The organism is Shewanella sp. SG41-4 (genome assembly GCF_014164505.1).
Taxonomy (GTDB): domain Bacteria; phylum Pseudomonadota; class Gammaproteobacteria; order Enterobacterales; family Shewanellaceae; genus Shewanella.
Window position 1 is genome coordinate 1 of the sequence record NZ_JACJFI010000167.1, and the last position, 9,543, is coordinate 9,543.

Genomic DNA, 9,543 nt, shown 5'->3' on the forward strand with positions numbered 1-9,543 from the left:
TACTTGAATTTGCCCTACATATAAAACTGGGGCTGCATCAATTTCATTGGCATCCATCATGGTGGCTATTCGTTCAACAGCCGACAATAATTGACTTTGTTCCCATTCTTCAAGGTTTTGGTAACGCATAATAAAATGTTCTTGCAGTGGTTTAGGTGCGCTATTTAATAATGTTTTACCAGCGTCACTTAATGACAGGTGAACTTTACGTTTGTCGGTTTCACTGCGCTTTCTAATCACCATGCCACGATTTTCCAATCGATCAATAATGGTGGTCACTGTCGCTGCACTCAAATTAATTTCTTGAGCTATTTGTTTGGCCAGTGGAGCGTCAAGTTGATCAATTTTCTGTATGACCATTAATTGTGGTCCAGTTAGACCCGATAGTTTATTTAATTGGCGTGAGTGTATATCAATAGCTCTGATCACCCGGCGCAATGAAATTAGTAGTTGTTCGTATTTTTCCATAATCCCCTCATAATTCACCACGCACAATAACAGAATTTAGCTTATGACTCATTGCCCAATATCAAAAAAGCAGAATAATATCATCGACATTATTCTGCTTAGCTACTTTATGAGCAATATCAGTTTATAGGCTGAAAGTGCGAGATACCGATACGACTAAACGAGCATCGCTAGCATCGTTGTCCATGCTTGTGTCTTCTGCAGCGACATTAAAATCAAATCCTTCCCAGCTGGTTAAGTATTCAGCTCGGAAATGGTTGTAAGATTTATCACCGTCCCATGCCCATTTGTCTTCGTCTTGTGACGTTGAACGGTCAAAACTCACACGGATGTCATGACCTTCAGCAACGGTAAAGGTATGTGCAACCATCATGATATAATGGTCAGCATCAACACCAAAATAATCCCACGAGTACCAAAAGTTTAATTCACTCTGGCCAAGCGATGAAGTATAACCAAATTTGGTGTAAAGCTCTGGGTAGTAATACTCATCAGAGGCATCATCACCATGGTAAGTGTAATATGCAATACCAGCATCTACAGACACTCTGTCTGTTAGTTCAAAATATTTACCTGCGTAAAAATCAAGTTCTAACCAAGTATCATCACCGCTTCCAAAATCAACATTAGATGCCCAAGCACCAACGTACCAACCGTCATCTGCTGCGTAGTCAAGGCTAGCCTGTAATGCAGGAGAGTTATCCGTTTGGCTCACACCATTAAAGGTATAGTCAGACGTTGCATTAACGGTTGTGCTTAACTCGCCTGCCATTACAGAAGTTGGTAAAGCAAATAAGCTTAATAGAGCTAACTTTTTCATTGTTGTGTTCATCATTTTTCCTTGGATCATTATTATTGTTTAGTCTGCTAATTCGATTTTAGTGAAATCGATTTCATTTTCTTTTGGAGAGAGTTCAATTGCTCTCACTTTACGGTAATGCGATTTTAAAATGTAAACGAAGCAACTCAGTATCAAACCAATAGCCAGTGCACCGACCCATTGGATTTCTAAAAAGTCTAGTTTGAATAGTAAGGTTAATCCACTTAGGACCACAACATTACCAACGATGTAAGGTACTTTACCAAAACGTTCAACCGTTAAGTTTAAGTTGTCGGTGTATAAACGCACTAGTGAGTCGAGTGAGTTAATAACAAATGTTACCCCAACAATGACCATAGCAAGATTATAGAACCCTGATGTATCGATACCGTTAGCACTATAGTAATACAGTACTGTGAACCAAATTGCGATTGGAATTGAAGGGAATACCATCATAGCGATTAACACTTGGTACGTTTTCATTCCGCCAACAAAACGTGCGGTAAATTGACCAATCATAATACTCCACGCAAACCACCAAAACAGGTAAAATTCATGATAGTCGTTTATCGGTAGTACAAAGTTATGGATGTTACCAAAGTAGTCTCCGATTAATGCAAATGTCGTAAAGAATTCACCCACACTAGAATCGTCTGATAAAAATGCACCAGCCCACATAATGGCGATTAACCCTAAGAACAACCAAGTACTGCCTAAACTAAGATAGCGAACATAGCGAATGCTAGTACTTGAATACACTGCGGCGGCAATAACCATAAATACGATTAAGTAGAAACTGCTGACAACGGTTTCGCCATCACCTAATTGTGGTAAATACCACGGTAAGTTAGTTAACAATAAATAAGCAGTAAAGGCACAGGTACCAATAATGACCACGTTATTAATAAACTTGATCAATGGAATTTCAAAGTACTTTACTCTTGGCTCAATCACACAGAAATAGAAACACGTTAAAAAGTAAAACGCCCAAATTAAGCAGGCCCAAAAACCAAACTCTATGGCTAACGGATTACTAAACCCATATTCCGGACTGGTTGCCAAGTCGGCATAACCTGCAAATTCTGTTAATGGGAACATGATTAAGCCAACATCGAGTCCTGAAGTGAACAAAATGGCAATAAAGGTAAATTTACGCACCGGTGTGACACCAATGCATTGCATGTTACCCCAACGATAAATAACAAATGCGATAGCGGCAAAAGTGAATAAAATGCCTATTGATAACCAGGTTGTCATTATTTAACTCCTGGGTGAATAGTGTGTGCGAACATAATGTTGGCTCCTTGTTGTATGTTTTTTATGCCATAGAACAATTTTTAAAGGCAAAACGCCCTCAAGCCTTAAGTATCGTGTTGACGATAGTTAAACCCTGATAGATTGAACATGGCTAAATTGGCCATTCACGAAAACGTAGGTTGGCCATCAACCTGTTGTCGATGTGTATAAATAAATACACATCGACTAATGGGTGTTAATCAATTTGTCGTTTAGGCGCTTGTAATCGTTGTGATGTTTGCCATTGCTGTGCAATGGTTACTTTTGCCAAACTTGGCGCAAGTGGTTTGTTGCCTAAAATGATATCGGCAGCGCGCTCGGCGACCATAATCGTCGGTGAGTTCAAATTGCCATTTGGAATGGTCGGAAAAATTGACGAGTCAACGACTCGTAAGCCATTTATACCGTGAACTTTTGTTTCAGAGTCGACAACAGCCATCTCATCTTCGCCCATTTTGCATGAGCAAGAAGGGTGATAAGCGCTTTCTACTGAGCTTCTAACAAAACGGTCTATTTCTTCATCGGTCTGTATTGCTAAGCCTGGTTGAATTTCTTCACCACGATATTCATCTAAACCCGGTTGATTAATAATTTCACGGGTTAAACGAACACACGCTCTAAAGCCTTCAATATCATCTTGATGCGATAAATAATTGAACTGAATTTGTGGAGCAACCTTGGCATCATTCGATACAACCGTTACCGCTCCACGGCTTTTAGGTTTATTGTGGCCAATATGAACTTGGAAACCATGGCCCGCAAACGCTTCTTTTCCGTCGTAACGCATGGCAGCAGGTAAGAAGTGGTACTGTAAATCAGGCCACTCTAAGCCCGCTTTTGAGCGGATAAAACCACACGATTCAAAATGGTTAGTTGCACCCAAACCTGACTTATTTAAAATCCAGCGAGCACCAATAAACAATTTGTTTAACGGATCAATTTTGCCATTAAGTGATATCGGCTTTAAGCACTTAAATTGGAAGTAAAACTCTAAGTGGTCTTGCAGATTCTGACCAACACCAGGTAATTGATGTACTTGCTCAATTCCAGCGTTAGCTAATGTGCTTGAATCACCAATACCCGACAGTTGTAAAATATGCGGTGAACCAATTGAACCTGCAGATAAAATCACTTCTTTATTGCAGTTAACATCAATTAACTCGCCTTTACGTTCGTAACGAACGCCGACAGCCGTTTTACCTTGCATAATCACTTTATGCACAAGCGCATGAGTGACCACGGTTAAATTAGGGCGTTTCATTGCTGGGCGAAGGTACGCATTTGCCGTAGACCAACGTACGCCGTTTTTAACGGTCATGTGCATTGGGCCAAAGCCTTCTTGCTGACTGGCATTGTAATCATCAGTGGCTAGGTAGCCGGCATCGACACCTGCATCAACAAAAGCTTGATATAACGGGTTTTTCATTTCATTACCGTTATTAACCGCTAATGGGCCTTTATCACCGCGATAAACATTACCGCCAAAAGACCATGTTTCAGCTTTTTTAAAGTAAGGCAGACAGTGAGCGTAATCCCAGTCTTTTGCACCTTCTTGCTGCCACTCGTCAAAATCACGTGCATGACCACGTACGTAGACCATGCCATTGATTGATGATGAACCGCCTAACACTTTGCCACGCGGGCAATGCATACGGCGATTGTCCAAATGTGGTTCGGCTTCGGTTTCAAACTGCCATGCATACTTTTTAGTATTCATGGGAATTGAAAGGGCGGTTGGCATTTGGATAAAAATGCTCTTGTCGCTACCACCGGTTTCAAGTATCAGGACTTTATTGTCTGGGTTTTCCGTTAAGCGGTTGGCTAATACACAACCTGCGCTACCGGCACCAACAATAATATAATCGTATTCGTGAGACATTTGCGTAGACATTAATTGGGTCACTCCTAAAATGGGCTTTCAAGTGACTGCATACCAACGTAAACAGCTTTTATTTGGGTGTATGCTTTTAATGTTTCAGAGCCATTCTCACGACCAATACCAGACATCTTATAGCCACCAACCGGCATTTCTGCAGGGGAGGCACCATAAGCATTTATCCAGCAAATACCGGCTTGCATTTGGTGAATAACACGATGTGCGCGAGTAATGTCTTGCGTAAATACGCCCGCCGCTAAGCCTAGATGAGTGCTATTTGCACGTTTAACGACTTCATCTTCATCAGTAAAGGTAAACACTGACATCACAGGGCCAAATATTTCTTCTTTTGAAATCGTCATCTCATCAGTGCAATCTGTAAACACAGTCGGTGCCACAAAGAAACCATTAGGTGCATTGTCAGGTGTTAATGCTGTTCCGCCTGTTAATAAGGTGGCACCTTCTTTTTTACCGATTTCAATGTAGTCGAGCACTTTTTGTTGATGGTCGCGTGAAATCAATGCACCAAAATTGGTGTCAGGGTGCATTGGGTCTCCACAAACGATATTTTGCTCAGTACGCTCTTTTAAGCGTTGGATAAAGCGCGGATAAATATCTTTCTGCACAAACACGCGAGTACCGTTGGTACACACTTCACCTTGAGTATAGAAATTAGCTAACATCGCTGCTGATACTGCATTTTCAACATCGGCATCGTTAAAGATAATCAATGGCGATTTTCCGCCAAGCTCCATGGTCACTTCTTTTAGTGAACCTGCCGCCGCAGCCATGACTTTTTTACCGGTACCGACTTCACCCGTAAATGACACTTTAGCAATATCTTCATTGGTGGTGAGCCATGCGCCAACTCGACCGTCACCTTGAACTACGTTAAACACGCCATCTGGCACGCCCGCTTGAGTGAATATTTCAGCTAAACGCATTGCACCGCGAGGTGTTTCTTCTGAAGGTTTGAAAATCATTACGTTGCCGCATGCAAGTGCCGGGGCTGCTTTCCAACAAGCAATTTGTAACGGATAGTTCCATGCGCCTATACCAGCACAAATACCTAATGGCTCACGGCGAGTATAATAAAAGTCTGCACCAACAGGTTGTTGATTACCTTCAATACTTGGGGCGAGACCGGCAAAGAACTCAATTGAGTCGGCGCCAGTGACGATATCGACAACCGAAGCTTCTTGCCATGGTTTACCTGTATCCAATACTTCGCCTGCAGCAAGTTCATCATTGTGCTCACGTAGTAGGGCAACGGCTTTTAATAAAATACGGCTACGTTCTATAGGCGTCATCGCCGACCAAACAGCAAAACCTGCTTTGGCACTTTCTATAGCAGCTTTTTGGACAGACTCGGTTGCCACTTCAACTAAATAACTGACATTTCCTGTCGCAGGATTGATAACTTCAAATGTTTCGCCAGTACCGTTTGATTGGTATTTTCCATGAACATAATTTTGATAAATAACTAACGATGACATTATTCTACTCCGTTGTGCACGATCACAGCCTTGATAAAGGCTTTAGATAAAATTTGGGCTTGCTTAAAATCTTCTATTGGGGTGTTACTCAGCGCACTGCGTAACCAAAAACCATCAATTACTGCCGCAGTTTGCTTGGCTGCATTAACAGCGGCTGCATTGGGTAATAATTGTTTAAACGAATAAAGCAGGTTGCTGTATAACCGCTGACTATTAATGTTTTGCAATCTTGCTAATCCTGGATCGTGCATCGCTTGGGACCAGAAGCTTAACCATGTTTTTGTCGCGGCGGTTGAACGTTGTAATTCAGTAAAATTTGCTTCCACAATCATTGAAAGCCGTTCCATTGGGGTTAATGTTTTGCCTGACGTTTTCGTCAGTAATGCTTGCTTCAATTCCTCTAACAGAAATTTTTGCGTGGCTTCAATTAACCCTTGTTTGCCACCAAAATAGTGACTGATGATCCCTGATGACATTCCCGCTAATCCACTAATGGTATTAATAGTAGTGTTTTGTAACCCATGACGTTCGATTGACATTAACGTGGCATCTATTAGCTGTTGTTGTCTGACGTTTTTCATTGTAGGTCTTGGCATAAAGGAGTCCGTTATCTGTATTAAGAGTTGTTAATTGAACGCTCAATTAACAACGATACTAATGATTAGTGCTGTAATTATCAAGTTATAACTTGATATAGATCACATCACTACAGCCGCAAAATGAGTTAGGGGATAACCGATAAAAATTAAGTTGTTGTTTGGTATGGGTTAAATTGCATTTGATGTTGGTTGGTGATTTGTTGTAAAAAATGAATAGATTTTGTCATAATGATTACAGCTGTAGTTATTTTTGGCGTTTTACTGATAGGTTATCATTTTTAAATGGGCATTTTTGATCCGAACGGCCTAATTGGTGCAGATATCAAACGGAGAATAATGAGCTTCATATTGTGCTATTAACGGTAGATTCGTGAGCGGACAGGATAAGTGATATTGATCAAGTCCGTTAGTTTTATTCAATCTTTAACGGCAGTTTTTGGGCCGCCACAATGCCACAATACAATCATTTCATTATCACTGACGTTTGTTAGTGATGCGTAGGAGCCTAAGCCGCTCGCTTTATTAACAAGCAGCTTGTCCATCGTTAGACTTATTACAAGCTGACCAATGTTATGTACTAATGCTATGCATATAGGTTATGTACTGTGCTAGATGTTTAGGTGTTTGGCTTGATTAACGCTACAGCCACAATGATTTTACCAATGATGCTCTTTATTCATCATAGAGACGTAATAGCAAAACATTAATCATGCTATAACCTTATTATGATGTTTAAATAGCAAGATTATTAGATTAAGAGGTAAATGGATGGGCAGCGCATCAATGATCATGTGGAGTGTGCTATTTGGCGCTATAGGCATGGGGTATTTTGTTTATGGTAAGCGCCAAAGGGCGATTGTTCCCTTGTGCGTAGGAATGGCATTAATCGTGTTTCCTTATTTTGTTGCCAGCGTGACCACTTTGCTGATTATGGGAATAATATTAGTGGCGATACCGTACTTTATCCGGCTTTAGTCGCCGTAGACATTATGCGTTTTATCACTGAGATTCATTTATGCCCCAAAGTGAGCTTGGAATATACCCAGCGACCACTAACGTTGTGATGCTTCACCAACACCAGACCAAGAGGAATTAATGCCTGCTCTCTCTTTATTCTTTATAAAAGAATTAGCCCTGCCGCCCCGCAACATTTTCGCTATTTACAAAACAACAGCTGCGAAAACATCGCCATGAGGATTGATCCAGCTTTGAACTTCACTTGGAATTGGCCCCGGTCCATCTTGCAGTAAAGAATGAAAATGCTAACGCTTCCGATGTTACATCTTATGTGAATGGATTCACGAATGTCGTGATGGCAGGGCGCCAAGAAACGACCTGTACCGCGAAAGCTAAGTTCACATCTGATAGGCAGGATGCCTGAATGCCTTTAGCACATGGATGGCCGAGAAAGTCCATTGTGGGAAGCTCACACCCACATCTCTACTCGCTGATTTACAAGAATAATCATTTTTCGACTTGAGCTTTATTACTTGCCTTTTTTAACTGGTTTTAGACCTAAAATGATAGAAAGTTAGGAGGTATTGACCTTATTCGCTCTGACCCCATAATCTTCTGCCATTATCTTTTTCTGACTGACGAAGCTTTCTTTAGCAACACCCTGAAGCAAGCATGTGCCACAGTAGAAACTGCCATGATAATGCAGTAGCTGACTGCTTTTTTCACTGCTGAAGAAAGAGAGAGTGAAACGAAAAAATGATAAAAGCAGAGACGAGTCACACTCCGAGAAATTCGCTACTGCTAACCCTCTAGAATAGTAGTTAATTCATTGAATTAAGGCTATTATTTTTATACTAATTAGGTAAATTAATTTACAATAGTGATGTTTAAACAACAACATTAATGATGACTATAATGACAAATGATAAACCGTGGTTAACACAATATCCTGTGGATGTGCCCACAACAATAGATTCAAGTATGTATAACAATATCAATGATTTGTTTAAAGAGTCTTTTAGTGCACATGCTAAAAAAGCCGCATATATTAATATGGGACATAGTTTATCCTACCAAGATCTCGAAAGTAAAAGTAACGCTTTTGCTGCTTATCTACAATCTGAACTAAAAATGAAAAAAGGCGAACGAATCGCCTTGATGATGCCTAATTTATTGCAATATCCCATCACTATTTTAGGTGCATTAAAAGCAGGACTCATTATTGTAAATGTTAATCCGCTTTATACCCCTCGAGAGTTAAAACATCAATTACGAGACTCAGGTGCTAGTGCTATTGTTGCCGTAACAAATTTTGGTAATAACCTTCAGCAAATACTGCATGAGACTAACATTAAGCATGTTATTTTAACCAAAATCGGCGATGAGTTAGCTATTCATAAGCGTACATTGGTTAACTTTCTTATCAAACATGTCAAAAAAATATTGCCTAAATATCATATTCCCGACGCTATTTCACTGCGTAGAGCGTTAACCGAAGGCAAGAAACTTCCCTTTATAGATCCCCAAATAACAGTAGATGATTTAGCATACCTTCAATATACAGGTGGAACGACGGGACCGGCTAAAGGGGCAATGCTGACTCATAGTAATATTATTTCTAACGTTCTACAGGTTCATGCGCATTTTAGCCCAAGAACCTTATATGATAAGGAATATGCAGTAACTCCACTTCCGCTTTATCATATTTTTGCCAACTCAGTGAGTATGATGTTTATGCTCTTTCTCGGTGCAACGAATTTACTTATTACCAACCCAAGAGATATAGATGGTTTCGTAGCAGATTTAAGTAAATATCCATTCACAATGGTTTTTGGTTTGAATACACTTTTTAATGGTCTAAACAATCATGCTGGTTTTCAAAAATTAGATTTTAGTCACGCACGTTTTACTATTGCAGGTGGAATGTCGACGCAAAAACATATTGCTGATCGTTGGCAAGAACTCACTGGAATGCCAGTGATCGAAGGCTATGGCTTAACTGAATGTTCCCCTGTGGTCGCGGCAGGGACT

8 protein-coding genes and 1 pseudogene are annotated in these 9,543 nt (G+C 40.4%); 3 read left to right on the top strand and 6 right to left on the bottom strand.

The window, feature by feature from the left end:
• From H5202_RS14480 to betI, 6 genes are all read right to left on the bottom strand, one after another.
• A partial coding sequence (locus tag H5202_RS14480) for a MarR family winged helix-turn-helix transcriptional regulator (protein WP_182772698.1) occupies nucleotides 1-468 on the bottom strand: 468 nt, incomplete at its 3' end.
• Nucleotides 469-592: 124 nt separating this feature from the next.
• Nucleotides 593-1,300 carry a TorF family putative porin gene (locus H5202_RS14485; RefSeq protein ID WP_182772703.1) on the bottom strand — a complete coding sequence of 236 codons (708 nt, stop codon included), beginning with the start codon at nucleotides 1,298-1,300 and terminating at the stop codon, nucleotides 593-595.
• Between the two features lie 27 nt (nucleotides 1,301-1,327).
• Entirely contained in the window at nucleotides 1,328-2,545 is a 1,218-nt protein-coding gene (locus H5202_RS14490; protein ID WP_182772699.1) for a BCCT family transporter, read from the bottom strand.
• Between the two features lie 235 nt (nucleotides 2,546-2,780).
• A complete protein-coding gene (betA, locus tag H5202_RS14495) occupies nucleotides 2,781-4,463 on the bottom strand; it encodes a choline dehydrogenase (protein ID WP_182772704.1) in 1,683 nt (560 codons plus the stop codon).
• Nucleotides 4,464-4,489: 26 nt separating this feature from the next.
• Complete coding sequence (gene betB, locus H5202_RS14500; RefSeq protein ID WP_182772700.1) at nucleotides 4,490-5,956, bottom strand: betaine-aldehyde dehydrogenase; 1,467 nt, start codon at nucleotides 5,954-5,956, stop codon at nucleotides 4,490-4,492.
• Nucleotides 5,956-6,552, bottom strand: coding sequence for a transcriptional regulator BetI (gene betI, locus H5202_RS14505; RefSeq protein WP_182772701.1), 597 nt, complete (start codon nucleotides 6,550-6,552; stop codon nucleotides 5,956-5,958). Before betI ends, betB begins: the two co-directional genes overlap by 1 nt.
• Before the next feature lie 771 nt (nucleotides 6,553-7,323).
• Here betI and H5202_RS14510 point away from each other — a divergent pair.
• From H5202_RS14510 to H5202_RS14515, 3 genes and pseudogenes are all read left to right on the top strand, one after another.
• Nucleotides 7,324-7,530 carry a hypothetical protein gene (locus H5202_RS14510; RefSeq protein WP_101088339.1) on the top strand — a complete coding sequence of 69 codons (207 nt, stop codon included), beginning with the start codon at nucleotides 7,324-7,326 and terminating at the stop codon, nucleotides 7,528-7,530.
• Nucleotides 7,531-8,175: 645 nt separating this feature from the next.
• A pseudogene (locus H5202_RS24295) lies at nucleotides 8,176-8,306 on the top strand (IS3 family transposase); the annotation flags it as partial.
• A 109-nt stretch (nucleotides 8,307-8,415) separates the two neighbouring features.
• On the top strand, nucleotides 8,416-9,543 hold a 1,128-nt coding region (locus H5202_RS14515; RefSeq protein WP_182772702.1), incomplete at its 3' end, for an AMP-binding protein.

What these genes read in the sequence shown, in the direction of transcription:
- H5202_RS14490 (WP_182772699.1), bottom strand. Translation starts at nt 2,545, where the DNA reads ATGACAACCTGGTTATCAATAGGCATTTTATTCACTTTTGCCGCTATC.
- betI (WP_182772701.1), bottom strand. Translation starts at nt 6,552, where the DNA reads ATGCCAAGACCTACAATGAAAAACGTCAGACAACAACAGCTAATAGAT.
- betA (WP_182772704.1), bottom strand. Translation starts at nt 4,463, where the DNA reads ATGTCTCACGAATACGATTATATTATTGTTGGTGCCGGTAGCGCAGGT.
- betB (WP_182772700.1), bottom strand. Translation starts at nt 5,956, where the DNA reads ATGTCATCGTTAGTTATTTATCAAAATTATGTTCATGGAAAATACCAA.
- H5202_RS14485 (WP_182772703.1), bottom strand. Translation starts at nt 1,300, where the DNA reads ATGAACACAACAATGAAAAAGTTAGCTCTATTAAGCTTATTTGCTTTA.
- H5202_RS14510 (WP_101088339.1), top strand. Translation starts at nt 7,324, where the DNA reads ATGGGCAGCGCATCAATGATCATGTGGAGTGTGCTATTTGGCGCTATA.